This is a genomic window from Rhodococcus sp. SB1D, assembly GCF_048573875.1.
GTDB classification, from domain to species: Bacteria; Actinomycetota; Actinomycetes; order Mycobacteriales; family Mycobacteriaceae; genus Rhodococcus_F; species Rhodococcus_F qingshengii.
Window position 1 is genome coordinate 433,001 of record NZ_JBMAIQ010000002.1, and the last position, 24,639, is coordinate 457,639.

The following is a 24,639-nucleotide window of genomic DNA, read 5'->3' on the forward strand; positions in this document are numbered from 1 at the left end:
CAAATATGTAACACTAGTGTCTATGAGCACCGAAAAGTCTGCCTTGCAACCGCCGATGCAGTGGGACGCCTGGGGCGATCCGGCCAAGAAGCGTGAACTGTCGGACGCAGTCACATCATTGTTGACCGGATTTCTCGGTGTCTCCGCACCGACTCGATCGCGTCTCGCCATCGAAGACGTCCAGGTGGCTCCGTCCGCTATGGCCCAGTCGCATGTCGAAGCGCTGTCCGGGCTGGTCGGGGCCGAGTACGTCAGTACCAAGGATTCCGATCGAATCCTTCGGGCCGGTGGCAAGAGCACCCCGGATCTGCTTCGCCGTCGTAGCGTCGAGCCGCAGGACGCACCGGACGCAGTCGTCACTCCAGGGACAGACGCAGAGGTCGAGCAGGTTCTCCGATACTGCTCTGCCAACCGGATCGCAGTGGTCCCGTTCGGTGGTGGCACCAGCGTCGTCGGCGGGCTCGATCCCATTCGTGACGGGTTCGACGCAGTTCTTTCTCTCGATCTGCGCAGGTTCGATCAGCTTGTCGGGTTGGACGAGGAATCGGGCATTGCGACGTTCGGCGGCGGAACTACCGGCCCACGGGCCGAGGAGCTTCTGCGTGAGCACGGTTTCTCGGTCGGGCACTTCCCGCAGAGCTTCCTGTTCGCCACTCTGGGCGGGTTTGCCGCAACCCGGTCTTCGGGGCAGGCGTCGGCTGGATACGGGCGCTTCGAGGACATGGTCCAGGGCCTCACTGTTGTCACTCCGAGTGGTGTGATCGAGACCGGGCGTGCGCCGGCATCTGCCGCAGGCCCCGATCTGGGTGAGCTCTTTGTCGGCTCCGAGGGCACCTTCGGCGTCATCACGCACGTGCGTGTGCGGGTTCACCGTCTGCCCGAGACCACAGTGCGCGAAGGGTGGAGCTTCCCCGACTTCGCCACCGGCGCAGCCGCATTGCGTGAGCTGGTCCAGGAAGGATCGGCTCCGACAGTATTGCGGTTGTCCGACGAGGCCGAGAGTGGCGTGAATCTGGCGACCACCGACAAGATCGGCGAGAACGCCTTCACCGGTGGTTGCCTCGGCATCACTACCTACGAGGGCACCGCTTCGCACACCGCTGAACGGATGGCGGAGGCCCGCGCAATTCTCACCGCTCACGGCGGCACGTCGCTCGGTGAGGAGCCCGGAAACAGCTGGGAACACGGGCGATTCGATGCGCCGTATCTGCGTGACGCTCTGCTCGACGTCGGCGCACTGTGCGAAACCCTCGAGACGGCAACCACCTGGGGTAACCTCGCGAACCTGCGCTCCTCGGTCACCGAGGCGCTGACCAAGGCTCTCGTCGAGCAGGGGACTCAGCCGCTCGTGATGTGCCACATTTCGCACACCTACAAGACCGGTGCTTCGCTGTACTTCACCGTTGTCAGCGCGCAGACCGAGGATCCGATCGCTCAGTGGCACAAGGCGAAAACTGCCGCTGGCGATGCGATCATCGCCGCCGGTGGCACGATCACCCATCACCACGCTGTCGGCGCCGATCACCGCCCATGGATGAAGGACGAGATCGGTGAATTGGGCGCGAACATCCTTCGCGCAGTGAAGAATGCAGTGGACCCTGCCGGCATTCTCAATCCTGGAAAGCTGATTCCGTGACCGAAACCCGCAGTCAGATCGAGAAGGTTACCGTCCTGATCAATCCGATGGCGGGACATGGTCACGCGCCTGCGGCAGGACGCAAAGGTGTTGCGCGACTGCGCGCTCGGGGAGTTGCCGTCACCGAGATCATCGGAACCGACGCCGACGACGCCAAGAAATTGGCCCGTCGTGCGATCGAGGAGGGTACCGACGCGCTGGTGGTGGTCGGCGGCGACGGTGCCATCAGCATCGGACTGCAGGCTGCCGCGTTGACGGATACGCCCATTGGGCTCATCCCGGCGGGCACCGGCAACGATCACGCCCGTGAGTTCGGTATTCCCACAGGCGATCCCGAGGCAGCAGCCGATGTCATCGCAGACGGTGTCGTGCAGCAGTCAGATCTGGCGAAGATCACGCTGGCCGACGGTTCCGTCGTCTGGTCGGGAACCATCATCGCCAGCGGCTTCGACTCGCTGGTCAGTGAGCGGGCCAATCGGATGTCCTGGCCCAAGGGGCCGATGCGCTACAACCTGGCGATGCTCGCCGAGTTGGCGAAGATGAAGCCGCTGCCGTACCGGATCGAACTCGACGACGAGGTCATCACGGTGGACGCGACGCTGGTCGCTGTTGGCAACGGGCGCTCGTACGGTGGCGGCATGCTCATCACGCCAGGAGCGTCGAAGTCGGACGGGTTGCTGGATCTGACCGTCGTCGGGCACGGTTCAAGGTTGCGTCTGGTGCGCCTGTTTCCGCGGGTGTACAAGGGAACTCACGTCTCGCTCGACGCCGTGCAAACGTACCGATCCAAGAAGGTCCGGCTGGTCTCCGAAGGCATCATCGCTTACGCGGACGGTGATCGGGTGGGACCGTTGCCCATCACGATCGAGGCAGTTCCCACGGCGCTCAACATCTTGACGCACACTCGGATCTGAGTCGGTTCTGCCGGGCACTAGGTAGCGGTGGTGTCAGACTTCTCGGATGAACGAATCGACGAAGTCGGCGCACCGCCGCACTGCGTGGACGTCGGAGAAATGGCAGCTAGCCACCGACATCCCGTTGACCGCTGCGGCCTGCCTTTTCTTGGTGGCGTACGCGTACCAAGTGCTGGCGCAACCGACGGGCCTTCCACATCGTCTGACCGAATGGACGATGTGGGCTGCGTGGGTCGTTTTTGCCGTCGACTACGCAGTTCGCCTGTGGTTGGCACCTGCCCGCGGTCGCTGGTTCGTCAGGCATCTCTTGGACTTGGCGATGGTGGTGTTGCCCATGCTGCGTCCGCTGCGCCTACTTCGGTTGGTCACACTGCTTGCGATAGTTCACCGCTCGAGCGGGCAAAGCTTGCGTGGACGGGTGGTTATTTACGCCACTGGTGCCACGGCCTTGCTGATCGGTGTCGCGGCGCGGGCCATGCTCGATGCCGAGCGTCACGCGCAGGGCGCTGCCATCACGTCGTACGGAACGGCATTGTGGTGGGCGATGGAGACGGTCACGACCGTCGGTTACGGAGACATGGCGCCCGTTACCACGACCGGGCGCATGATCGCCGGAGCATTGATGATCGGCGGAATTGCGTTGCTGGGCATCGTGACTGCCACACTCGCTTCCTGGTTGGTCGAGCGCGTGGCGGAACAGGACGAGGCATCCCAGGCCGCGACGCGTAAGCAGGTGGCGGACCTGTCCGAGGAAGTCCGAGCCTTGGCCACCCGCACGCACCGAGTCGATCTCGCGTCCGTCGATACCGATTCGCTGCGTCGCGAACTGGCGTCGAGGGGAGTCGTGGCGCAGCATGCACCTTCGGACAATTGACCCGCAGTACAGCAAACAATAGAACGATGGTCTGATAATCTTGCGTGATGGTGGCGACCCACGGATTTCAGCGCGCGCGCAGGCCTGAGCAGATCGAAGCGCGTCGGTGCGCGATTCTCGATGCGGCCCGCGCGATGCTCGGGTCCAGGCCCGTCGCCGACATCAGCCTGCGTGAGCTCAGTGAGAGCGTCGGACTGGCGAAGTCGAACGTGCTTCGCTACTTCGACAGTCGCGAAGCCATCTTTCTCGAAGTGCTCGACGAGAACTGGGTTGCGTGGTTGGACGGGTTGTCCGAGTCGTTGACCCCGACCGGTGACGACTCGCCGTTCGCCACTGAAATCCATGTGGCATCGACGGTTGCGGAATCGCTTGTCGCACAGCGTTTACTGTGTGAGTTGATGAGCGTAATGGCAGGTGTCCTCGAAAGAAACATCTCCGTCGACTTCGCCCGTGACTTCAAGAAGCGGGCAACGGTCAACTCGGGAAGGTTTGCGTCGCTGATTCATTCGCAATTGCCTCACCTCTCGGAGGGCGACGCGGCTCAATTCGCCAAGGTAACCCTGGTGATTGTTGCAGGCTTGTGGCCGACTGCCGAGCCTGCCGAATCCATGGTCGTCGTACTGAACGAGATGCAGGCGCCCCCTGCTGCCGACATGTTCGCAACCGGCCTACGTGAAGGTCTGATCAATCAGCTCGTCGGGCTGTCGGCGCGAGCGGCAACCCGAACGAGCTGAGCCCGTTCAGGCGCTGTGCAGCGTCAGGACGGTGATCTCGCTCGGTGCGAACACGCGGAATGGTGGACCCCAGAACCCGGTTCCGCGGCTTGTGTACAACTGCGTGCGGTCGCCGTGACGGGTGAGCCCGTGCACCGAAGGTTGATCGAGTTTGACCAGAAAGTTGAAGGGCCAGATCTGTCCGCCGTGGGTATGACCGGCGAGCTGCAGATCCACTCCCGCGGAAGCGGACTGAGTTACCTGCTTCGGTTGATGGGCGAGCATCAGGATCGGCAAATCGGGGTCGGTGCCGGCAAGGGCCATATCGAAGTTCGCGCCGTGACCGTCGAGCTTCGATCCCAGAGCGGTGGCGTCGTCGACTCCGGCGATGACCAGGTTGTCGCCGCCCTTGGTGACGACGAGGTGCCGGTTGTGCAGGGCATCCCAGCCGATCGAGGTCATGTAGTCGAGCCACTCCTGAGCCTCGTGGAAGTACTCGTGATTCCCGGTGACGTAGACACGAGCGAGTCTGGCTTCCACCGACGCGAGTGGGGTGGCTTGGCCGAGGCGCTGCTCCACTGTTCCGTCGGCAATGTCACCGACGTGGGCCACGATGTCGGCGTCGAGTTCGTTGACTGCCGCGATCACGCGCTCGGACCACTTCTCGCGATTGATCGGCCCGAAGTGAGTGTCGGTGATCGCGACTACCCGAAGTTTGTCCATCCCCGCACCAAGGCGGGGGATGGTGACGTCGACCTGCTTGATCCGTGGCAGTCTCATGGCTTCCCGGTAGCCCCAGATCAGCAGAACGGCCGAGATGATCAGTGCGGCAACGGCGACAATTCTCGATCGAAGCGGGTCATCCACGCCGCCGACGAGCAGTCCGAGCCTCAGAACTTCGCCGAGCAGGGTCCACACGAACACGACCCAGATGATTCCGAGGAGGGCGTCGCCGATCAGGCGAACTGGATCGCGGTCGGTGTGTCCGTGGCTGAGCACCAAACTGGCAGGCAGGGCGATCAAGAGGGTGGCAAACAGAACGGTGCCGAAAACTGCCACCGCCGTCGGCCAGTCCGGCCGGATGAACAAGCTCCACCACGGGTACACGAACAACAGGGCCAAGATCGACGCGACAATCGCGGATATGGCAACGATCCGCAACGGTCTGCGGCGCGGAACTCGAGCGACGTCGGTCGCCTGGGGTGTAGTCACCCCGTCCAGAGTAAAGGTCCACTGGTCTATTAACAAGGGGACGGTGGTCCGCTATCGGGATGTCGGTGTTCTCGGATAGGTTTCCGAACATTGAAACTCGGCCAGTGATCAGGTGGGTGGCGCATGGAGAAGTACGACGTCAAGAAGGCATACAAGGATCTCTATTCGCCCGGGCGCCGCGATTTTGCCCTCGTGACCGTCCCGCGCCTCGGCTACTTCGCCGTCGACGGTCACGGTGATCCCAACACTGCCACCGAGTACTCCGAGGCGCTCGAAGCGCTGTATTCGGTGTCCTACGCGACCAAATTCGCGAGCAAGAAGGAACTGGATCGCGACTTCGTCGTGGGCCCGCTGGAAGGGTTGTGGCGGGCAGATGACCCCGAGGTGTTCGTGACGCGGGACAAGTCGTCGTGGGATTGGACGATGATGATCTCGCAACCGGAGTGGATCACGGAGACGGAACTGTCTGCGTCGATTGACGCAGTCCGGGCCAAGGCAGTGCGGGCCAAGAAGGAGATTGCCGCTCTCGACAAGGTCAGGTTTCTCGAGTTGGAGGAAGGTCTGTCCGTCCAGATTCTTCACGTCGGCTCGTACGACGACGAAGCTCCCACCCTGGACCGGCTGCACAACACGTTCATCCCGTCGAACGGCCTGAGCTTCAACGGCGATCATCATGAGATCTATCTCAGCGACGCTCGCCGTACACCGCCCGAGAAACTGAAGACGGTTCTGCGTCAGCCTGTTTCGAGGTAGCGATTACGGCTCGAGGCCGCGCAGCTTCTCGAGGTCGCGTCGCTCGCGTTTGGTCGGTCTGCCGGCGCCACGATCACGTCGCGGAATGGACGCGATCAGTTCGGGCGGTGGTGGGGGCGGCGAATTGTCCTGCAGGCAATCGGCGGCCAGCACGGCGCTGACTCGCTTCGTGATCGGCTTGACCACGACGACGATGCGCTCGATGCCGGATACACGCACCCGCACCTCGTCGCCGGCTTTCACCTGCTGAGCCGCCTTTGCCGACGTTCCATTGACCCGAACGTGTCCCGATCGGCAGGCCGTCGCCGCCTGCGAGCGTGTCTTGAACAGCCGAACCGCCCACGTCCAGCTGTCCACACGAACACTGATCGCGTCGGAGGGGAGTTGGGCTGGCACGCACTCCAGCCTACCGACGAGTGCTCACAGACCCTGCGCGCGGATGCCCGAGTAGGCGCGCGGCGCATACCGCAGTCGTAGCGGCAGCAGATGCCAGAACCGATCTGTCAATGTCAGGAAGCGGGCGAACCAGAAGTACATCCGTTCGTCGCGCGGCGTCCATTCCCATTCAAGGGTCTTGCGTGCCTTCTCCGGCATCAGTGCCTTGCCGATCCAGTTCGCCACGGCCATCGTGGGGCGAGAGCTAAGACGCCACAGCCACGTCGGAACCTTCGGAGCCGGTGCGATGTCGTGCTCGGCGATGCGCGTCGACCATTTTGTGGTGTGGGTGTTGATCAGGTGGTTGTCGAGCATGTCTTCCCAATACGTGCGGAAGCTGACGTAGTCGTCGAAAGCCGGTCGATCGGTGAGTCCGTAACAGCGCCAACAAGTTACGGCCTCACGGACAAGTTGGTCCTTCTGCTCCGCCGTGAACTTCTTGTACGCGAATCGCTCGTTGAAATCGAGTATCACCTCGAAGAACGTGACGTGTGTCCACCAGAAAGTGTCAGGAGCGAGGGCGTGGTAGCGCCCGCCGGTTTCGTCGATTCCTTTGAGATCGGTGTGGAAGTTGCGAACGAGCGTGCCTGTGCCCTCTTCGGTCCGGTCGTACACGACGCCGTAGATGGGCGGCAGTGAGCGGAACAGGCGGTCGAGCGGGTTGTCGAAAAAATTCGAATGGTCCTGCAGCGCTCCACTTACCGCGGGATGCATGTTCTGCAGCGTGCCTGCGCGTCCGAGATACAGCAGACCGCGAACGTCGCCGAAGTGTGTCCACGTCAGGGAACCGGGGCCGATCGGATCTGCTCGCAGGGCCCGGGGCGCTGGCAGTTCCCGGGGCTTCGGCCGACGAGTACCTGTGTCCGCATCGCTGCTCATCTGGTTGACCCTCCGCCTGCGTTCATGTGACAACGGTTGTTGTCAAATGGTGACTTTTGCTGCGCCGCGCGAATTTGTCAATGGATTCGGCTAGATCTGCCCGAAAACAACTCCGGCCCCTCACCTGCAACAGGTGAGGGGCCGGAAGAGTGAAGCGGTCAGACTCAGGCGTATTCGTAGAAGCCGCGACCGGTCTTCTTGCCGAGGCGACCGGCGTCGACCATGCGGCGAAGCAGCGCCGGCGGAGCGTAGTGCGGTTCTGCGAATTCCGCGTACAGGGACTCTGCCGCTGCGAGGGCAATGTCGAGACCGACGGTGTCGAGCAGCGTCAGCGGGCCCATCGGGTAGCCGCAGCCGCCCTTCATGGCCTCGTCGATGTCTTCTGCTGTGGCGTAGCCGGATTCGAGCATCCGGACAGCCTGGCACAGGTACGGGATGAGCAGAGCGTTGACGATGAAGCCCGAACGGTCGCCCGCGCGAACCGTCTTCTTGCGCAAGGTGTTCTTGGCGTAGTCGGTGACGGCGAGAACGGTCTCTTCGGACGTCGTCAGGCTGACCACGATCTCCACGAGCGGCATGACCGGCACGGGGTTGAAGAAGTGAACGCCGACAACCTGGCCGGGGCGCGAGGTGGCCTTGGCGATCTTGATGACGGGGATCGACGAGGTGTTGGTCGCCAGAATGCCTGCAGGCTTGACGATCTTGTCGAGCTTGCCGAAGATCTCGTACTTGAGAGCTTCGATCTCGGGAGCAGCTTCGATCACCAGATCGCGATCGGCGAACTCTTCCATGTCCAAGGTGACGCGGACGCGTGCGATCGCGGCGTCGGCTTCTTCCTGGGTGATCTTGCCCTTGGCGACGCCGCGGTTGATCGACTTGGCGATCCGTTCGCGAGCAGCGGCGGCAAATTCTTCTTTGGTTTCGAGCACCAGTACCGAGCTACCGGCTTTTGCACAAACTTCGGCAATGCCGGCACCCATGGTGCCGCCGCCGATTACGCCTACGAGTTCCACAATTCTCCTCAAAATTAGGGGCAAGCCCCTGTGCGCCGTTCCGGTAGTCAGAACTACCAGAAAGGCGCACAGGGGCGCGAAGTGCCTTACTTCAACAGCGCACGCGACATCACGACGCGCTGAATCTGGTTGGTGCCTTCGTAGATCTGCGTGATCTTGGCGTCGCGCATCATGCGCTCGACCGGGAAGTCGGTGGTGTAGCCGGCGCCACCGAACAGCTGCACGGCGTCGGTGGTGACCTCCATGGCAACGTCCGAAGCGAAGCACTTCGCCGCAGCGGAGATGAAGCCGAGGTTCTTCTCGCCGCGCTCGGCGCGTGCTGCGGAGGTGTAAACCATCAGACGTGCGGCTTCGACCTTCATCGCCATGTCCGCGAGCATGAACTGAACAGCCTGGAAGTCGCTGATGGACTTGCCGAACTGCTTGCGATCCTTGGTGTATGCCAGAGCCGCGTCGAGTGCGCCCTGGGCCAGGCCGACAGCCTGAGCACCGATGGTGGGACGCGTGTGGTCGAGGGTCTCGAGTGCCGTCTTGAAGCCGGTGCCCGGTTCGCCGATGATGCGGTCGCCGGGGATGCGGCAGTTCTCGAAGTACAGCTCGGCGGTGGGGGAGCCCTTGATGCCGAGCTTCTTTTCCTTCGGTCCGACGACAAAGCCCTCGTCGTCCTTGTGGACCATGAAGGAGGAGATGCCGTTTGCGCCCTTGTCGGGATCGGTGACAGCCATGACGGTGTACCAGGTGGACTTGCCGCCGTTGGTGATCCAGCACTTGGAGCCGTTGAGGATCCAGTCGTCGCCGTCAGCCTTTGCGCGGGTACGCATCGAAGCGGCGTCGGATCCGGCTTCACGCTCGGACAGTGCGTACGACGCCATTCCGCCGTTGACGAGGTCTGGGAGCACCTTGGACTTGAGCTCTTCGGAACCCTTGAGGATCAGGCCCATGGTGCCGAGCTTGTTCACAGCGGGGATCAGCGAGGAGGAGCCACAGACGCGGGCGACTTCCTCGATGACGATGCAGGTGGCGACGGAATCGGCGCCCTGGCCGTCGTAAGCCTCGGGAACGTGGATGGCGTTGAAGCCCGACGCGTTGAGAGCGGTGAGCGCTTCCTCGGGGAAACGTGCGTTCTCGTCGACGTCCTTGGCGTACGGCGCGATTTCCTTCTCGGAGAGTCCGCGGATAGCAGCCCGCAGTTCGTCGTGCTCTTCGTTCAGTGCGAAGAGATTGAAATCCGGGTTTCCTGCCATGGGAACGCTCCTTGGTGAAGGTGGCTTGAAGGCGGTCGGTGCGGCTCCGGCGTTACCAGCGAGATTCGCGGACAGACCGGTGCCCATGACCCCAGTCAAACACGGCACTGAGTGCCAGGTCAAGGGATGGGTGTGTGAAGTTTCGGTGCACGAGCAGTGTCAGCCGAGTTGTTCGTGGATTTTTCTGCTGATCTCATCAGCGGACGTGCCCGGGGGAAAGGCTACTACCAGCACGGACTTCGATTCTGGCGTGCTGGTCTTGGACCCGGGTGCCACGCCGTACGTCCGCCGAACGTCGAGCAATGCCTGACTTAGTGCGTCAGCTGTGGCGTCCTCGTCGCCTTTGATCATGCTTCGCAAGAGGTAGTTGTGGCACGCGGTGACAGCTGCGGCAAAACCGACAACCTCGAGGACAGGTTCGCGGGGCACAGCGCTGCGCAGGTAGTCGACGAAGAGGCGCTCGTAGCGGAATCCGGTGACGAGTTCGCGGTCGCGAAGAGCCGGAACATGCTGTACGACGCGGTATCGCCGCATCGACAGGTCTCGGTTCCTGCGGAAGAAATCGAAGACCAGTCCCGCGGCCTCGCACACGGACGCCCAGGGGTCGGCGGAATCGGACGCGAGGAACTCTGCGACGTGTTCGAGGAGGGACTCGTGATCGGCGAAGATCACGTCTTCCTTGGAGCGGAACTGCCGGAAGAACGTCCGACGCGACACGCCGGCGGCAGCGGCGATCTGCTCGACGGTGGTGGCTTCGTACCCGTTCTCCGAGAACAACCGGATCGCTTGAGACGCGACGTGTACCCGAAACTGTGCGGGGTCAGTTCCGGGTACATCGGAGCGCTCGGTCATGGATGCAAGTATCCAGGTTTCGTCGGCGTCAGTTGTCGGCGCGTAGCTGGAACTTGAGAACCTTGCCGGTGGGGGTGCGAGGAAGGTCGAGCGGGAAGACGATGTCGCGGGGAACCTTGTACCCGGCCAGCAAAGTGCGGGTGTGCTCGACGATGTCTTCGGCGGATGCCTGTAATCCCTTGCCCAGCACCACGAATGCCTTCGGGCGCTCGCCCCACTTCTCGTCCGGAACGCCGACGACTGCCACGTCGATCACCGCGGGGTGACTCATGATCGCCTGCTCGACCTCGACGGTGGAGATGTTCTCGCCGCCTGAGATGATGATGTCCTTCGCGCGGTCCTTGAGCTGGATGTATCCGTCGGGATGCATGACGCCGAGGTCGCCGGAATGGAACCAACCACCGGCAAATGCTTCGGCTGTCGCGGCCTCGTCGCGGTAGTACCCGAGCATCACGTTGTTGCCGCGGAGCACGATCTCACCCATGGTCTGGCCGTCGGCGGGGACGTCGTTCATCTCGGCATCGACAACGCGAGCATTTTCGGCCTGCACCATGCCGACTCCCTGACGAGAGAGAAGTGCGGCGCGCTCGGACTGCGGCTTGTCGTCCCAGGCTTCCTGGTATTCGCAGATCGTGTAGGGGCCGTATACCTCGGTGAGGCCGTAGACGTGAACGACGGTGACACCGATGTCTTCGAGTTTTCCGATGATCGTCGGTGACGGGGGAGCGCCGGCGGTGGTGATGCGCAAGGCGTCGACCTTGTGGGCCTGGTCTGCGTCGGCGATGGTGGAGCAGACGGTAGGAGCGCCGCACAGATGTGTCACGCCCAGATTGTCGATGGCGTCCCAGATCGCATCGGCGCGGACCGCGCGCAGGCAGATGTGTGTGCCCGCGGCCTGAGTGACGGCCCACGGCGTGCACCACCCGTTGCAGTGGAACATCGGCAGTGTCCACAGATACTTCGTCGCTCCGTCGAAGCCGTTGTGGAATGTCTCGCCGAGCGAGTTCAGGTACGCCCCGCGGTGGGAGTACATGACGCCCTTGGGTTTTCCGGTGGTGCCCGAGGTGTAGTTGATGGCGATGCACTGCTGCTCGTCGTCGACGCCCCAGTGCAGTGGCTGATCGGAGAGAGCTTCGCCTTCGGCAATCAGATCGGCGTACTGCCCGGTGACGATTCCGGTGGGAACGTCCGGATAGGGGACGGTGGAGTCCGGGATCTCGACGATCTCACGCAGGCTCCCCACGTTTGCCTTGGACGAGGTGACCGAACCGACGAATTCGGAGTCCACGAACAGGATCGTGGTTCCCGAGTGATCGAGAATGTATTCGAGTTCGGGACCGGCGAGGCGTGAGTTCAGGGCGATCAGGACCCCGCCGGCGAGGGGAACGGCAAAATGCGCGAACAGCATCTCGGGTACGTTCGGCGCCAGGTATGCGACGCGGTCACCGGGCTGAATGCGTTCACGCAGGACGCGGGCCAGAGCCGCGACCTCGTCACCGAACTCTCGGTACGAGTAGGTCCGGTCGCCGTGAACGACGGCGGTGCGCTCGGGGAACACCGCGGCGCTGCGCTCGAGAAAACGCAGCGGACTGAGCGGGGTGTTGTTGGCTGCAACAGCTGTCGGGACAGACACGGTTCCTCCGAAGGCGACGTGGCACGGTTGGTGTCACGATAAGTGTGATCGGCACTACAAATGGCCTGGATGCACGCTATTGCCCAGCCAAAGGTGCCGCTACCCTCTGAATTGGGTACGTGGAGGTGAGAGTGAACAGGGTACTGAGACCGAGCGACGACGACGCGTTGCGCGCCGAACTGCGTCGGCTGCACCCCAAAACCGAGTTGCCGGTTCTGTTCGGCGGCTGCGTCAGCGACCGGTCGCTGACCATCACCGGTCACGTCGGCACGCGCAGCAACATCCTGCGAAACCTGCGGATCGACGCCGAATGCGGACTCGGCGGTCGGGCGATCGCAGAACAACGACCGGGCGCGGTCCAGGACTACGCGAACTCGTCGCACATCACTCACGACTACGACTACGAAGTGGGCACCGAAGCGATCGAATCCTTGATGGCAGTCCCCATCGTCGTACGCGGGGTTACTCGCGGAGCGATCTACGGAGGACTGCGTGCCAACCTGCCGATCGGCGACGTGATCGCAGAGACGATGATGCGATCGTCGTACGCGTTGGCCCGCGAATTCGAGATTCGCGACGAAGTGGATCGTCGGGTGGCGATGCTCGATACCGCTGCGGTGGAACATGGTTCGAACCGCGATGCCCAGATATCCGAAGGGTTGACCGAGAGCGTCCTGGCGCTCGGCGAGATCGCGGCGAACCTCGAGGACATGGCTCTCAGCGCGCAGGTCCTCGCGGTCGAGGCAAAGTTGCGGTCGTTGGCGTCGCCGAAACCTTCCGCGAACACTCCAGTCGCGAACACCGTTGTCCTGTCGCCACGCGAGCGGGAGGTGATGGGGTACGTCGCTCTCGGACTGCGCAATGCCGAGATCGCCGAGAGGTTGTCCCTGAGCGTCGAAACGATCAAGACGTACATGAGGAATCTGATGGGAAAACTCGACGTCCGCAGTCGTCACGAAGCGGTCGTGGAAGCGCGGCGGCAGGGTTTGATTCTGTGAGGGCTTGATTCTCTGATCGGTCCCGCCAAGCGGAATTTCGGAACTGCGTCGCCGCTCCGGTTGATATGACGGACCTCACTATCGGCAGAGTTCGACACGAGTGATGAGGGCATCGATGCAGGATTTGTTCGACAACAACGACATGACCGGCCTGGCCGAAGCGATCAAGAGCGGCGACGTCTCCGCCAAGGAAGTCCTCGAGTTCAGTCTGGACAGGCTCGACGAGCGCAACCCGGCAGTCAACGCGGTGATCAGTGAGCGTCGAGAGGAAGCGCGCAACGAGGTATCAGGCGGCCTGCCGGACGGCCCACTGCACGGCGTCCCGTTCGTGATCAAAGACCTCGGCATGGATGTGGCAGGATTGCCGAGCACCAATGGATCTCGATTGTTCGCCGACGCTGTGGCAGAAAATGATTCGACGCTCGTCGAGCGCTACCGCCAGGCTGGTCTGGTTGTCATCGGCAAGACGAACACCCCGGAGTTCGGCAAGAACGCGAGTACCGAACCTGCGCTGTTCGGACCCACCCGTAACCCTTACGCCCTTGATCGTTCGCCCGGCGGATCTTCGGGTGGCACGGCTGTAGCTGTTGCCGTCGGGATTGTGCCAGGCGGGCATGCCAGCGACGGTGGTGGATCGATCCGTATTCCCGCATCGGCCTGCGGCCTGGTAGGCCTCAAGCCGAGCCGAGGACGTACTCCGACGGCACCGGCGCGCACGCTCTTCTCGTCGCCGATGAGTGTTCATCACGCGCTCACCCGAAGTGTCCGCGACACTGCGCTGCTTCTCGATCTGTCCGCCGGGCCGACAGTGGGCGATCCTTACGTGATCCTGGCGCCGAAGCGGCCGTACATCGAGGAAGTGGGTGCCGATCCCGGACGGTTGCGGATCGGTCTGAGTAACGCTCTTCCTGACGGCACACCGGTGGACCCGGAGTGCTCGGCCGTCGCGACCGGTGTTGCCGGCCTGCTCGAAGAACTCGGTCACGATGTCACCGAGAGTGCCCCGAACTTTCCGCTCGATGCGCTCACTGCCGGGCTTTCGGTGTTGATGGGCATTCCGATGACGATCGAGGTCGACGAACGACTCGACGCCCTGAATCGCGCGATCCGCGACGACGACCTCGAGCCGATGGCGCGGATGATCTACGACCGCGCGAAGTCCGAAAGTGCGACGAACGTTGTCAAGGCATTGCAGGAACTCGAGCGGGCCGCCCAGGTGATCGGTGCGTTCTTTGTCGATCACGACCTGTTGCTGACTCCGACGATGGCTCGGCCGGCAGCTCCGCTCGGTCTGCTCGATACGGCGAATCCTATGTCGATCTGGGAGCATTCGGCCGGGTACAGCGGCTTGACCAGTCCGTTCAACAGTTCAGGTCAGCCGGCGATTTCCTTGCCGATGGGTCATGACTCGGCCGGCGTTCCGATCGGCGTGCAGTTGGTCGGCGCGTTCGGCCGTGAAGATCTGCTGATTCAGGTTGCGTCGCAGCTCGAAACAGCCCGTCCGTGGTCCATTGCGCCGGTGTGGCCGCCGGTCCCGGCGTAGCGCGCGGTCGTCCGAGCCGGGGAGGACGTCAGGCGATGATGCGAATCGGCCACTGGCCGTTCACATCTGCCACGTCCCTCCCTTGGCTGAGAAGGTACTCGGCGAAATCGCGTTGCCGCTCGGCGTGCCAATCGGCTTGATCGACCATGAGATCGAGCCCCAGGATGTCGGGGAACCGCACGGCCAACTCGCGGGCCAACGCTGCCGCAGCTTTGGCATCGGCCTCGGCTTCGTGCGCCGACTCCAATGAAATTCCGTAGTGCTCGCACACGGCCGCAAGCGTTCGCTTGCCCTTGCGGAACGTATCCATCGCCCGATCGATCACGTACGGATCGATCACCAACCCCGGAACGAATGCAGGCTTGCCGATGCGCAGACCCTCGGCATGCATGACCGTCAGATCATAGGAGGCATTGAACGCCACGACGGCGTGATCGCGCGCCCAGGAATTGTGCAGAGCCTCGCGAATCTCTTCGTAGCCCTCGGAATAATCCTGGCCGTGTTGCGCCGCGAACTCGGTGCTGATGCCGTGAACAGCCGAGGCGCCGGCGGGGATGTCGACGCCGGGATCGAGTAGCCACGTGCGTGTTTCGACACTCGAACCGTCGATCACCGCGACGCAGGCACTGACGATACGAGCGGTCGACGGATCCCGCCCCGTGGTCTCGAGGTCGAACGCGCAGATCGGGCGATCGGACCAGCTACTCATCGGGGGCCTTTCGGTGCAGAACGTCATGTCCGAATCACTATGCACCTCCCTACTGACACAAACGACGAACAGCCACCTCCGGGGTGAAGGTGGAGGTGGCTGCTGCGTGACTGTGTGACGGACCTACAGAATCTCGGTTCCGACCGTGAAGCGATCCATGACGTCTTCACGTGGAGTCACACCGAAGCCCGGTCCCTGCGGCACAGCGATGTGGCCGTCCTCGATGACAAACGGTTCGGTGATGTCCTCCTTGTAGAAGCGATCGGAAGCCGAGATGTCGCCGGGCAGCGTGAACCCGTCCAGCGCCGCGAGGGCCGCGTTGGCGGCGCGGCCGATTCCGGTCTCGAGCATTCCGCCGCACCACACCGCAATACCGTGTGCCGAGGCGAGATCGTGGATGCGCTTGGCTTCCAGATATCCACCGACACGGCTCGGCTTGATGTTGATGACCGAAGCGGCACCGAGCGTGATGGCATCCGCCGCATCCTTGGCCGACTCGACCGACTCGTCGAGGCAGATCGGAGTCGAGAGGGACTGGGCGAGCTTGGCGTGCTGCACCAAATCGTCCTCGGCCAGCGGCTGTTCGATGAGGAGCAATGCGAATTCGTCCAGGCGGCGCAGCAACTGCGCGTCGACGAGGGTGTACGCGGCATTCGCGTCGACCTGCAGAGGAACGTCGTAGCCGAACTCCTTGCGCACCGCAGCCACGGGAGCGATGTCCCAGCCCGGCTTGATCTTCAGCTTGATTCGCACGTAACCCTGCGACAGATAGTTGCCGACGGTTTCGAGTAGCTGCGGAATGCTGTCCTGGATGCCGACGGACACTCCCGAGGGCACCCGAGTGCGAGTGGCACCGAGGTACCGAGCGAAAGACTGTCCACGAGCCCGCAATTCAGCATCGAGGATTGCCATTTCGATAGCCGACTTCGACATCTGGTGACCCACGACGTGGTGAAGTACGCTGCCGACCGTCTCGGCCGAGAGCGGCTGATCCGACTGCGACTTACGCAGCGTCGGAACGAGATACTCGCGAAGCATCGCCCGCGCACCAGCGGTGTATTCGGAGTTGTAGTACGGATCGCTGAGCGAGCCGCACTCGCCCCAGCCGACGGTCTCCACCGGACCGTTGGGGCCGTCGGTGGTGCCGCTTACTTTCAGGACGAGGGTGTTGCGCTCGAGCTGGGTGCTGAATGACGTGGTGAAGGGGGAGACGAGAGGGATGCGCAGTTCGCGCAATTCGACGGACTCAATGTGCATGGACTTGCTCTTCTCCGGTTGTCTCGCAGATTTTCGTGAACATGTAATAGCCGCTGGGGTCGAAGCCGGTCGATTGCCATTCCTTCGAGGCGATCAGTGGTTCGAGGTACTCGCGAAGCGCGTGTCGCCAGGCAAAGGCAGAGGCGCGGTCGACTGTTCTCAGATGCTCGATGTCTCTGGGTATTCCGACTGCGATATCGACGCAGTCGGGTGGGATCGGGAGCATTCGAGGCGTACCGTCTTCGGTGGGTTGAAGCACCTTGAATGTATCATTCACGGCCACAGTAGAACTCGGAGATCCATCGACGTCGAGGTCCCAACTGACGAGCATACGATCGCTGGCGTCGCCTGCGTTGATTCCGTCTGCCATCGACCCGTAGAAATCCGGGTTGTATTCGGCCGGTTCGGCTCCGAGACGCTGAATGTTGAAATAGGCATTTCGTGCGACCAGTGGATCGAAGGTCCACCGGATCGTCCTGACGCCGCGCTCGATGCACCAGTCTCGCTGATGATGCTTGAGGGCGCGGCCGATTCCCTTGCCTGCGTGTCCCGGTAGTACTCCGGCGATGTGTGAGTGCAGAACCTCGCCGAGAGGCTCGACGAAGAATCCGACGCAACCACCGATCATTTCGCCTTCGGAAAAGGCTCCCACCACGTAGTGACCACCGTGGTGAAGCGCAACCAACATCGCAGTGCCGAAATGAGCCGGTCCGGGACTGGTAGCCCAGATCTCGTCGAAAACGGCGGATAGATCGGCTATTTCGCGGGTATCGACCAGTTCTCGAAACTCAACCGCTTTGCTTTTCGACACGAGGGCCCCCTTCAGACGTGATCGAACGAATAAGGCCCGCAACCAACGCCGTCCTCGGAGCGATTGCGGACACGAGCGCATGCTCGGTCTCGGCGTGTGCACCGCCGCCGACGCCACCGAGGCCGTCGAGGGTGGGGATACCGATACCGGCAGTGAAGTTTCCGTCCGAGGCTCCGCCGACGGCGAGGCCGACGAGCGGAGTCAGATCATGCTCGAGCGCAACGCGTTCCGCCAACGCCAGCAACGGTGCGGACATCGTCGCTTCGAGAGGTGGACGGTTGACACCACCCGAGACCGTGACTACGGCTTCGGGGTGGATTGCCTGCAGGGCTCGGATATTCGCATCGACGCGCTCCTGCTCGGCGGCGCTGGTTGCGCGCACGTCCACGTCGACGAAGGCTTCTGCCGGAACGGTGTTGGTTGTGGTTCCGGCTGAAATGACAGTCGGGGTGACGGTGGTTGCCTGTGCCGGCGAGGACAAGTCGTTGATCGCGATCACGAGACGAGCCAGTTCTACTGCAGCGTTGATGCCTTTTTCCGGCTCCAGCCCGGCGTGGGCGGCGCGACCGGCAACATGGATCCGATACAGCGACACCCCCTTGCGGACAGTCTTCAGTTCGCCACCGTCACCGCCGGCCTCGAGAACCAGTACCGCGCCTGCCGCAAGTTCCTCGATGAGGGACCGCGACGTGGGTGAACCGATTTCTTCGTCACCGGTCACGAGGAGTGTGATTCCGTCGAGTGCATCGTCGCCGTGCAGCTCCCGGACGATAGCGAGGGCGTGGATTGCCTGAACGACACCAAGTTTCATGTCGAGTCCGCCCGGACCTCGGAGCGCTCCGTCGGTGACGGCTGCGGGCAGGCGTGTCAGGGTGCCGATCGGCCACACGGTGTCATGATGACCGAGCAGCATCAACCGCGTCGGTGAGCTGCCGAAACGGGTCACCAGATGGGTTCGGCCTTCCGTCACTATCGACTCCGGTGTCACGCCGAGTCGTTCGTGGACAAGATCTGACGTCCACTTCGCGCTGCGGGCAACAGCTTCGAGATCGTGTGACGGCGACTCGACTTCGATGAGCGCGATGGCGTCCTCGAGGATCTGAGGAAGTTGGCGCTCGGCCAGATCGCGGAGAATGGTCATCGGTTGTTCACTCGCGGATACGCGCGGCTTCCGACGTGTAGCAATTGTGTACTCCCGTTGTCGGAGAAAGTGATCCGGATCCAACCTGCTGATTGAGGGAGTCGGGTCCCGAACACTCCAGGGTGAACTTCGATCAGGCTGAGAGAGACGGACTCTGCGCTTTCGGCGGTGACCGAAGGGTCGATGTGATCGGTGCGGCGGGCGGTCAGGGAACCGCCGGTCCTTTCCAAGACGAAATCGGCTGCGGCATCGCGGTACAGGCCGCACAGCGCATCGAGTTCTTCAGGTGAGGACGTGACGCGGGTGTGGGGGTCACCAGGCGAGAATGCCGGTGTCACACTGACGCCGCCTATGGAACCGATTACTTCAGCCAGAAGATCGCCGGAGAGAGCGTCCATTGCTCCACCGTTGGCCATCAGGACCACGGCTAGACCGCACGACGGCACCACTCGCAAGAACGACTGCTGGCCGAGAGTTCCGCCATTGTGGCCATGAGCCAGTACACCGCCCCAATTGTGCAGCAACCACGTGGTTCCCATGATGTCCGCTGACGACACGTCACCGATCTGGCGGCGCTCCTCGAGCATCGCCAGATGAGTGGAACGCCGAAGGAGAACCGGGTCCTCGCGCATCGAGTCCTGAGCGAACAGGAGTAGATCTTCGGCCGTGCTGTTGATGAGGCCGGCGGGGCCCATCGAGCGGGGGATGAGGAACTGTGGTGTCTGCTCGAGGTCGTCGGCACCGCCGACGTGCCCGACTGCAGCGCGGTGCAGTGCCGTCTCCTCAGGCAGGGTCGTGGTTTTGGTCAGGCCGAGCGGTTCGATGATCCGCTCGCGCAGAACCGCGTCCCAACTCTTACCTCGGAGAACCTCGATGATTCGTCCGGCGATCACGAAGCCGGTGTTGCAGTACGACCAATCGGTGCCGGGGGCGAAGAGCTGCACCGTTGATTTCAGTGATGCGACGTATCGCTCGACGCAGTCGTCGCCGCGCCCGCCGTCGATGAAAACGTCACCGTCGATGCCACTGGTGTGAGTCAACAGGTGGCGAGTCGTGACCGTTTCGGTGGCTACCGCGTCGGCAACTGCGAAGTCCGGCAGGATGTTCCGGACAGGTGAGTCGAGATCCAGCAATCCTTCTTCGACGAGCTGCATGATCAGGGTGGCCGTCCAGACCTTGCTGATCGAACCCATCTGGAACAGCGTGTCGGGCGTAGCCGCGACGCCGGTGCGGGTACTGACGACACCGGACGTGACCACGGTGCGGGAGAATCCGCTGCGGGTTGTGGTCAGAATTCCCAGTGAGGCGCCGGGCACCCCGTACTTCGCACTCAGGGTGTCGAGTCGGTACTGCCAGTAGTCGGGATCGACCGTGGTCAGTGCGGGCTTGGGGGAGAGGTGCCGTTCGATCCAGTCGACGAGACGAGTGCTGTACTCCAGTCGGTGGGACGGCCGACCCGTCAACACGAAGGCATGTGACGCGTCCGGGAAAACCACCAACTCGGTCGGGGTGCCGGCCAAACGCAGTCCACCGAACCACTGTTCGGCCTGGTTGACCGGGCAACGGACGTCGCTGCCGCCGTGAAGGATCAGCGTCGGTGTCGTCACCTGGGAGACTCGCCCCAGCGGCGAAAGTTCCCGTACCCGAGATGACTGCGGGTCGAATTCGACCGTCTGCAGCAAGATGCCCTCGTCCGAGGGGCCGGCTGTGTTCGCGATGTCGCAAACGAGACCACCGGCGACTGCGACGGCAAACCGATCGGTGACGGACGTCAGGGCGCACGTCATGAATCCGCCGTAGCTGTAGCCCGTGAGTACCAGTTGCTTCGGATCGGCCATCCCCTCGGCGACAAGGGTTTCGACCGGTTCGAGCAGGTCGGCACGATCCGCCTCACCCCAGCCGTCCCGCACACCGTCGAAGAAGTCGTTTCCGTAGCCGTCACTTCCGCGCGGATTGATCATCAAGACCGTGAATCCCAGCGCGACCAGTTCCGCGTGGTATGCGTGCATCACGGTCGGCGTTCCGGTCCAGGCATTGTGTGGTCCGCCGTGGACGTCCAGAACCAGCGGACCGGCGCCCGTGACGTTCGGGTCGCGCAGGATCCAACCCTGAACACGGGTGCCGTCGCTGATGTCGAACCAACGCTCGGAGGCGACTGGAAACGCGACGGAAGTTGTCAGTTCCGTGTTCAATTCGGTGACGGTTTCGACTGCACGAGTCTCGAGGTCGATGACGGCGACCTCGCCGAAGGATGTCGCCGTTGCCAGCGCGACGACGGCTCGCCCGGACGTCAGGGCAAGGCCTGAGACCACTGTCCGCTCGCCGGTGAGAAGTGGTGAGACGGAGCCTGATCCGAAATCGACCTTGTGCAGTTCGGTGGAGCCGTGGTTGCGGATGCAGAAGACGATGTCGCCGTCGGCGGTGAAACTCGGTGCGCCACCGGGATAACCGGTCCCGCCCGGCATGACGTTTCGGTCGAGTCCGGACGTCAGGCTGCGGTCTTCCACTCGCTGGTCGCGGTGCAGGACAAGAAGTTCGTTGTTGTGAATGATCGGTGTGTGCCAACCGACGGTTACGACCGCGTCGCCGGCAGGTGTCCATGCAAGTGGTCCTGCGATGCCGCGTGCTTGCCCCAACATCCGCGGAGCGGAGGCGAGATCAGTCAGCGATACGGTCCAGGCGGAACTCGCCCGCGTCAGATCGGCGTCGCCGTCCATCGCCGCGGTGAAAGCCAGTTCGGTGCCGTCGGGACTGTACGAGGGATGCGAAGCGTCCCAATCGCCGTCCGTCAGCTGCCGTAGTGAGCCGGCGGCCAGATCGAACTCGAACAGGTGCGCCCGAACGCTGCCCCGGACACCGGATCCGTCGACCTTGTAGTTGAGGCGCTTCGCCACCAAGAGGCATGACGATCCGGCGGCAGTGCGGTCGACGGGGGCGCTGAAGGCGATCCGAGCGCCGTCGGGAGAGAACACCGGTGCCCCCGCGCCGAGCGGGAGCTGCGCCGTGGTGGTCAGCTGTGTTGCCGGACCCCCGGTGGCGTCGACCTTCCACAGTTGTGGTGTGCCCGAGGAATCCGGCCGAACGAAGACCAACAGCGTCGAAACGGGATGCCAGGCCGGCGAGGTGTCGGCAGGTCCCGCGGTGAGCTGTAGTTGCGGGGAAGCCAACCAGATCGAGTGCTCGTTGGTATCCGCAGCCGGATTCGATTCGGTACGTACGTATGCAATGCGTCCCGACGCCGATACGGCGATGCTGGTCGGTGTAACCACGGACGCGTAATCCTGGATTCTCGCCGAACGACGTTCTTCGGCACGGGCTACGGCAGCGGGGGAGTCGAGAGTGGTCGGCGTTGTCATTGGAACATCGGCTCCCCGAATGTCGGGATCGCGGACAACAGCTTTGCCGTGTACGGCTCCTTCGGCGAATCGATCACGTCGAGAACCGGCCCGTGCTCGACGATCTCGCCGCCGAGCATGACTGCGACGTGGTCACAGACGTAACGGATCACCGCCAGGTTGTGACTGACGAACAGAACCGTCAGACCAAGCTGCTTCTGCAGATCCACCAACAGATTCAGAACCGCGCCCTGCACGGACACGTCCAGAGCGGAGGTGATTTCGTCGGCAAGCAGAACTGCCGGTGCGGCTGCCAAAGCCCGCGCGAGGGCAACGCGTTGGCGCTGACCACCCGACAACGACGATGGGTATTCGTGCGCCTTCTCCACCGGCAGTTGGACGGTGGTGAGGAGTCGAGCGACCTCGGCGGCGCGGTCGCCGCGGCTGCGCCGAGCTTTGTCACGACGCTCGGTGGACCGCAGCGCCTCGGCGAGTGACTGGCCGATGGTCATTCGCGGGTCGAGGCACGAGTACGGATCTTGGAAGACCATCTGGATCCGGTGGCGCAGACGAGCCGTCGCGCCGCGGGCGTGAGCGACGTCCACACCGTCGAGAAGGATCTGGCCGGAACTGGGCTCGGCCAGGCCGACAGTTGCTCGCGCCAGTGTCGACTTTCCGGAACCCGATTCACCGACGAGACCGACCACCGATCCGGAGGGGATGTCGAGATTGATGTTCTTGACGGCGTGGAATTTTTTCGAACCGCTACCGAGGTGGACGTTGACGTCACGGAATTCGAGTCTGCTCATCGGATCTCCTCTGCAACAGCCAACAGTTCTTCCAACTCGATGTCGGCGGTGCTCTCCTCGGCGTCGAGGCTCTCCACCTGCCAGGCTTCGTCGACGGTGGCAAGCGGCTTGTCGCGATCGGTGCTCATGGTGGGGACCGCGGCGATCAGCGCGCGGGTGTACGGATGCTTTGCACGGCCGGCAATCAGATCGTCGACTGCGATGTCTTCGACGATTTCGCCGGCAAACATGACGAGGACACGGGTGCACATGCCGGTGATGACGGCCATGTCGTGCGAGATGAGAAGGATTGCGGCGCCGGTTTCTTCGCGAACCTCGTGGAGCAGCCCGAGGACCTCACGCTGAACGGTCACGTCGAGCGCAGTGGTGGGTTCGTCCGCGATGATCAGAGCGGGCTTACCCATCAGACCCATGGCGATCATCGCGCGCTGACGCATACCGCCGGAGAACTCGTGGGGGTACTGCTTCGCACGCCTGGGCGCGTCGGGGATCTTGACGGCGTTCAGTCGCTCGACTGCCGCCTTCTTCGCGTCGGCCTTGCTCATACCTTCGTGGAGCCAACCGATCTCGGCGACCTGGTATCCGACCTTGAGAGACGGATTCATGGACGACATCGGATCCTGGAACACCATCGCCATACGTGTGCCGAGTTGGCGGGCAACCTTGCGCGAAGCCGCGTCGTCCGGCCGCTTGCCGTCCTTCATCAGCACGGTGCCGTCGAACTCGATGAGCCCGGCGTCGACCACGGTGGGGTGGTCGGTCAGCTGCGCGATTGCCATGCAACTCAGTGACTTTCCGGACCCGGATTCACCGACGATGCCCACGGTTTCGCCGCGGTGAACTGTAAAACTGATGTTGTCGACGGGGCGACGCCAGTCGTCACCCGCGGGGACTGCGACGGACATGTTGCGGACGGTCAGTACCGCGTCTTCGTCGGTGGGCGCCGAATCGGCCTGGGCAGTTTTCCGGTTGATCGGCTTCCACTTCGGCAGGCGACTGCTGATCGGGCTGCGAACTCCCGCGCCGCGAGCAATGGCCTCGCCGAGCAGCGTGAAGGTCAAGCCGGCGAGCACGACGGCGATGCCGGGGGCGAGTGCGGTGGCCGGGTTGACGAAGATCTTCGACAGACCTTCGTTGAGCATCCGGCCCCAGTCGAATGCAGGCGGCTGAATGCCCAAGCCGAGGAACGAGAGTCCGGCGAAGACCACGAGGCCGCTGCCGACAGCGATGCTGGCATTGACGATGAGTGGTTCACGGATATTGGGGAGAATGTGGCGGAACAGCAGCCCCGGCTTGGTAACCCCGAGGATGCGTGCTGCGTCGATGAAGTCGCGTCCGTTGACCGACGAAGCCAGTGCGTACGTCAACCTCGCGAACGGCGAGGCCAGGGCGAGACCGATGGCGATCACCGCGCTGCCAGCACCCTGTCCGAGAACGACCAACAGGAAGATCGCGAGGAGCAGTCCGGGGAATGCGATGGCGAAGTTGAGGAATGCCACGACCATTCGTCCGACCCAGCGGGGAGCGAGCGTCGGGAGCGTACCGAGTATCAGGCCAATTGTGACACCGAGTGCGACGGCTCCGAGAGCCATGAGCACCGACAGTCTCGCGGCGGTCATCGTGCGGGCGAAGACGTCACGCCCGCCGGCGTCGGTGCCGAAGATGTGCTCGGAACTCGGTCCCTGAGAGAGTGCCTTCGGGTTGGCTGCGACAGCGGCGTCACCCCAGATCATCGGTCCGAAGATGACGAGGGCGATCAGAGCGGTCAGGAAGGTGAGGGCCAGGATTCCCAATGGGGTGCGGAACGTTCCGACGATCCAGTGTCGTCGCGGGGGCGTCTTGGGGGCCGCAGTGGGGGCCGTAGGTGAGGTGCTCAAC

Annotated in this window: 21 protein-coding genes; 7 read left to right on the forward strand and 14 right to left on the reverse strand. The window is 63.0% G+C overall.

The window, feature by feature from the left end; translation table 11 throughout:
• Positions 1 to 55 precede the first annotated feature (55 nt).
• From ACN50D_RS07610 to ACN50D_RS07625, 4 genes are read left to right on the forward strand one after another with little or no spacing between them, the layout of a single operon-like run.
• Positions 56 to 1,636: an FAD-binding oxidoreductase gene (locus ACN50D_RS07610; RefSeq protein WP_042452763.1), complete on the forward strand. Its 1,581-nt coding sequence runs from the start codon at positions 56 to 58 to the stop codon at positions 1,634 to 1,636.
• Positions 1,633 to 2,550, forward strand: coding sequence for a diacylglycerol kinase (locus tag ACN50D_RS07615; RefSeq protein WP_007731349.1), 918 nt, complete (start codon positions 1,633 to 1,635; stop codon positions 2,548 to 2,550). The genes ACN50D_RS07610 and ACN50D_RS07615 overlap by 4 nt, the downstream gene beginning before the upstream one ends.
• Before the next feature lie 46 nt (positions 2,551 to 2,596).
• Positions 2,597 to 3,424 carry a potassium channel family protein gene (locus tag ACN50D_RS07620; protein ID WP_211920876.1) on the forward strand — a complete coding sequence of 276 codons (828 nt, stop codon included), beginning with the start codon at positions 2,597 to 2,599 and terminating at the stop codon, positions 3,422 to 3,424.
• A gap of 47 nt (positions 3,425 to 3,471) precedes the next feature.
• The gene (locus ACN50D_RS07625; protein WP_007731351.1) at positions 3,472 to 4,158 is read left to right on the forward strand and encodes a TetR/AcrR family transcriptional regulator; all 687 of its coding nucleotides are present in this window, start codon (positions 3,472 to 3,474) and stop codon (positions 4,156 to 4,158) included.
• A 6-nt stretch (positions 4,159 to 4,164) separates the two neighbouring features.
• Here the strand turns inward: ACN50D_RS07625 and ACN50D_RS07630 are convergent, their stop codons facing one another.
• Complete coding sequence (locus ACN50D_RS07630) at positions 4,165 to 5,349, reverse strand: metallophosphoesterase (protein WP_007731352.1); 1,185 nt, start codon at positions 5,347 to 5,349, stop codon at positions 4,165 to 4,167.
• 123 nt (positions 5,350 to 5,472) lie between these two features.
• On the opposite strand from ACN50D_RS07630, the gene ACN50D_RS07635 reads away from it, so the two are divergent.
• Entirely contained in the window at positions 5,473 to 6,102 is a 630-nt protein-coding gene (locus ACN50D_RS07635; RefSeq protein ID WP_211920874.1) for a GyrI-like domain-containing protein, read from the forward strand.
• Between the two features lie 3 nt (positions 6,103 to 6,105).
• On the opposite strand, the gene ACN50D_RS07640 is transcribed toward ACN50D_RS07635, so the two are convergent.
• The 6 genes from ACN50D_RS07640 to ACN50D_RS07665 form a co-directional block, all read right to left on the reverse strand.
• The gene (locus ACN50D_RS07640) at positions 6,106 to 6,498 is read right to left on the reverse strand and encodes an RNA-binding S4 domain-containing protein (RefSeq protein ID WP_029256216.1); all 393 of its coding nucleotides are present in this window, start codon (positions 6,496 to 6,498) and stop codon (positions 6,106 to 6,108) included.
• 24 nt (positions 6,499 to 6,522) lie between these two features.
• A complete protein-coding gene (locus ACN50D_RS07645) occupies positions 6,523 to 7,416 on the reverse strand; it encodes an oxygenase MpaB family protein (RefSeq protein WP_211920872.1) in 894 nt (297 codons plus the stop codon).
• Positions 7,417 to 7,580: 164 nt separating this feature from the next.
• Positions 7,581 to 8,429 (reverse strand): 3-hydroxybutyryl-CoA dehydrogenase, encoded by an 849-nt coding sequence (locus ACN50D_RS07650; protein WP_003940434.1) that lies wholly within the window; start codon positions 8,427 to 8,429, stop codon positions 7,581 to 7,583.
• Positions 8,430 to 8,515: 86 nt separating this feature from the next.
• Complete coding sequence (locus tag ACN50D_RS07655; protein ID WP_003939784.1) at positions 8,516 to 9,673, reverse strand: acyl-CoA dehydrogenase; 1,158 nt, start codon at positions 9,671 to 9,673, stop codon at positions 8,516 to 8,518.
• 159 nt (positions 9,674 to 9,832) lie between these two features.
• Complete coding sequence (locus ACN50D_RS07660) at positions 9,833 to 10,525, reverse strand: TetR family transcriptional regulator (protein WP_003939674.1); 693 nt, start codon at positions 10,523 to 10,525, stop codon at positions 9,833 to 9,835.
• A gap of 28 nt (positions 10,526 to 10,553) precedes the next feature.
• Complete coding sequence (locus ACN50D_RS07665; RefSeq protein WP_030535166.1) at positions 10,554 to 12,158, reverse strand: acyl--CoA ligase family protein; 1,605 nt, start codon at positions 12,156 to 12,158, stop codon at positions 10,554 to 10,556.
• A gap of 131 nt (positions 12,159 to 12,289) precedes the next feature.
• Here ACN50D_RS07665 and ACN50D_RS07670 point away from each other — a divergent pair, with 131 nt between their 5' ends.
• On the forward strand, positions 12,290 to 13,156 hold the full coding sequence (locus tag ACN50D_RS07670) for a helix-turn-helix transcriptional regulator (protein WP_058037699.1): 867 nt from the start codon (positions 12,290 to 12,292) through the stop codon (positions 13,154 to 13,156).
• A gap of 115 nt (positions 13,157 to 13,271) precedes the next feature.
• Positions 13,272 to 14,699, forward strand: a complete 1,428-nt coding sequence (locus ACN50D_RS07675) for an amidase (protein ID WP_116057885.1) — start codon at positions 13,272 to 13,274, stop codon at positions 14,697 to 14,699.
• A gap of 28 nt (positions 14,700 to 14,727) precedes the next feature.
• On the opposite strand, the gene ACN50D_RS07680 is transcribed toward ACN50D_RS07675, so the two are convergent.
• The 7 genes from ACN50D_RS07680 to ACN50D_RS07710 all read right to left on the reverse strand — a co-directional run bounded on the left by ACN50D_RS07680 (position 14,728) and on the right by ACN50D_RS07710 (position 24,638).
• Positions 14,728 to 15,408 carry a 3'-5' exonuclease gene (locus tag ACN50D_RS07680; protein ID WP_003940028.1) on the reverse strand — a complete coding sequence of 227 codons (681 nt, stop codon included), beginning with the start codon at positions 15,406 to 15,408 and terminating at the stop codon, positions 14,728 to 14,730.
• 123 nt (positions 15,409 to 15,531) lie between these two features.
• The gene (menC, locus tag ACN50D_RS07685) at positions 15,532 to 16,665 is read right to left on the reverse strand and encodes an o-succinylbenzoate synthase (RefSeq protein WP_030535169.1); all 1,134 of its coding nucleotides are present in this window, start codon (positions 16,663 to 16,665) and stop codon (positions 15,532 to 15,534) included.
• Positions 16,655 to 17,476 (reverse strand): GNAT family N-acetyltransferase, encoded by an 822-nt coding sequence (locus tag ACN50D_RS07690; protein WP_007731362.1) that lies wholly within the window; start codon positions 17,474 to 17,476, stop codon positions 16,655 to 16,657. Before ACN50D_RS07690 ends, menC begins: the two co-directional genes overlap by 11 nt.
• Complete coding sequence (locus ACN50D_RS07695) at positions 17,454 to 18,617, reverse strand: M20/M25/M40 family metallo-hydrolase (protein ID WP_054187730.1); 1,164 nt, start codon at positions 18,615 to 18,617, stop codon at positions 17,454 to 17,456. Before ACN50D_RS07695 ends, ACN50D_RS07690 begins: the two co-directional genes overlap by 23 nt.
• Positions 18,614 to 21,973 (reverse strand): alpha/beta fold hydrolase, encoded by a 3,360-nt coding sequence (locus ACN50D_RS07700; RefSeq protein ID WP_211920870.1) that lies wholly within the window; start codon positions 21,971 to 21,973, stop codon positions 18,614 to 18,616. The genes ACN50D_RS07695 and ACN50D_RS07700 overlap by 4 nt, the downstream gene beginning before the upstream one ends.
• On the reverse strand, positions 21,970 to 22,761 hold the full coding sequence (locus ACN50D_RS07705; RefSeq protein ID WP_003940215.1) for an ABC transporter ATP-binding protein: 792 nt from the start codon (positions 22,759 to 22,761) through the stop codon (positions 21,970 to 21,972). The genes ACN50D_RS07700 and ACN50D_RS07705 overlap by 4 nt, the downstream gene beginning before the upstream one ends.
• Complete coding sequence (locus ACN50D_RS07710) at positions 22,758 to 24,638, reverse strand: dipeptide/oligopeptide/nickel ABC transporter permease/ATP-binding protein (RefSeq protein WP_225320135.1); 1,881 nt, start codon at positions 24,636 to 24,638, stop codon at positions 22,758 to 22,760. The genes ACN50D_RS07705 and ACN50D_RS07710 overlap by 4 nt, the downstream gene beginning before the upstream one ends.
• Between the last annotated feature and the right edge of the window lies 1 nt (position 24,639).